Annotated in this window: 2 protein-coding genes and 1 pseudogene; all 3 read left to right on the plus strand. The window is 41.0% G+C overall.

What is annotated here, in order from left to right:
- Nucleotides 1-70: 70 nt before the first annotated feature.
- A pseudogene (locus ACLFKQ_RS11570) lies at nucleotides 71-622 on the plus strand (DMT family transporter); the annotation flags it as partial.
- A 31-nt stretch (nucleotides 623-653) separates the two neighbouring features.
- Nucleotides 654-1,424 carry a PAP/fibrillin family protein gene (locus ACLFKQ_RS11575; RefSeq protein ID WP_448999960.1) on the plus strand — a complete coding sequence of 257 codons (771 nt, stop codon included), beginning with the start codon at nucleotides 654-656 and terminating at the stop codon, nucleotides 1,422-1,424.
- 205 nt (nucleotides 1,425-1,629) lie between these two features.
- A partial coding sequence (locus ACLFKQ_RS11580; protein WP_448998051.1) for a transposase occupies nucleotides 1,630-2,044 on the plus strand: 415 nt, incomplete at its 3' end.

Genomic DNA, 2,044 nt, shown 5'->3' on the forward strand with positions numbered 1-2,044 from the left:
AGCAAAGGTATTCTATCTTATTTTGTCTGTTTAAATTGTTTAAGTACCGCTAACCGCATACACTCCTGCCGAAGTCGCTTTTCTGCGCTACCTTGTTGCATCTGTTGTTTTGATTGTGTACGCCCTAATCAACCGAATGCCAATGCCTCGATTATGGGACTTACCACTAATTTCCTTATGTGGTCTTATTGGCTTTGCACTCTACAATTTCATGTTGAATGCAGGTCAAGTGACTGTTCCAGCAGTCATAGCAAGCTTGATCATCTCAGCAGAAGTAGGGGTCATTGCTGTCTTAGCATGGCTATTATTTGGTGAACGCCTCGGAAAATCAGGCTGGCTTGGTGTTGCCTTATGCATCACAGGTGTTGGCGTTATTTCACTCAGTACGGGTGCTGAATTTCAATTGTCAGCAGGAGTACTGCTCGTTTTCATTGCCACGCTTTCGATTAGCTTGTACTCGGTTCTGCAAAAACCATTGCTACGAAGATACACAGCAATTCAGTTTACAACCTATGCAATTTGGACAGGAACAATATTTCTATTTTTCTTCGCACCTCATGCGGTATTGTTAGTTGCTCATGCACCAGCTGAATTTCAACCCGCCCACATAGCGATAGGATAAAGTCAGGAAGAAAAATTTAATTTTAGTAGCAATGAATACTACAAAAGAGCAGAATATTGCCAAAACAAGTTTAATCGAAGCACTAAAAACGAGTGGTGGCGACACTAAAAATGAAGAAGTTGTAGCAGCCATAGAACAGCTAGCATCCCTTAACCCAGAAAGCGCACCTACAGAAAATGAAAAGTTGCTAGAGGGGAATTGGTTGTTAATCAATGCACCGAATTTTCCAGATCGCCAAAACGATACTCAAGGTCGATATGTTTATACTCTCGGAAGACTGGCGTTCAATATGTTTGAACCTGTAGGACTTAAAGTAGAAATTGAGCGAGTGCTGCAACCTGTTTTTCCTACGGGCAAGGAAAATGAATTTACTTACGATATCGTTGTTGAGTTTAAAACGATTGATGAGAATATGCCTGAATTAAAAGGAATAGTAAAAAATTTAGCTGTCTGTTCGCCAAAAAGCAAAGATACGGTACAAGTAAAGTTTACGGGCGGAGAATTAATGCCACGAGAAACTGAAAAACCATCAAAAGAATGGTTGCAAGTATTTGGTCGAGAGTCTCAACACTCTCAGCTTAGTTTACAGGAACGGATTACATCTATCTTTATCAAATGGATGTTTGGAATTAGCAAAGCATCGGAAATGAATACTCAAACAGGTAAAATAGTCTTTACAATGAAAAAATCTCCCAAAGGATTACTAAAGCTGCTTTATTTGGACGATGAGTTACGAATTACAAAAGGAAATCGTGGAACTGTATTGGTGTGCCAGCGACAAGTTGAGAAATCTAATCAATGAGACTATCATCTTTGCATAGTTACGGAGAAATTTTGGTCGCTAAAAAATCAAAGTTGTGAAACTCAAAGCAGGTCGCCTAAAAGATCGATGCGTAGCGAAGCCATGCCGTAGGCTTATCGCTAATTTCTTCGAGGGTATGTAAAATAAATTGTGTCAAAGGTCAAAACACACTCTAATAAATAGAATTAATGTGAGGAATGAGACTATGACCTTTCGACCAGAGTTAATTGATGAACTGCTCAAAGACTATGAAAAACCAGAAGACCTTATTGGAGAAGGAGGAATCCTCAAACAACTGACCAAAAAACTCGTAGAGCGTTGTTTAGAAGCTGAAATAGACGTACATCTAGAGACTCAGAAGGCAGAGCGGGGCAAAAAAGAGCGACAAAATCGACGCAACGGACACAGCCGTAAAACCATTAAGGGGGAGTTTGGCGAAGCGGAACTTGCCGTGCCTCGCGATCGCGATCGCCAATTCGAGCCTCAGATGGTCAAAAAAGGACAAACTCGTTTTACAGGCTTCGATGACAAGATTCTCGCCCTGTATGCGAGAGGAATGACCACTCGTGATATCCAAGCCCAACTACAAGACCTTTATGGAGTAGAAGTATCGCCAGCCC

The organism is Myxosarcina sp. GI1(2024) (assembly GCF_053543375.1).

Coding starts and splice junctions, on each gene's coding strand:
- ACLFKQ_RS11575 (WP_448999960.1), top strand. CDS start 654: ATGAATACTACAAAAGAGCAGAATATTGCCAAAACAAGTTTAATCGAA.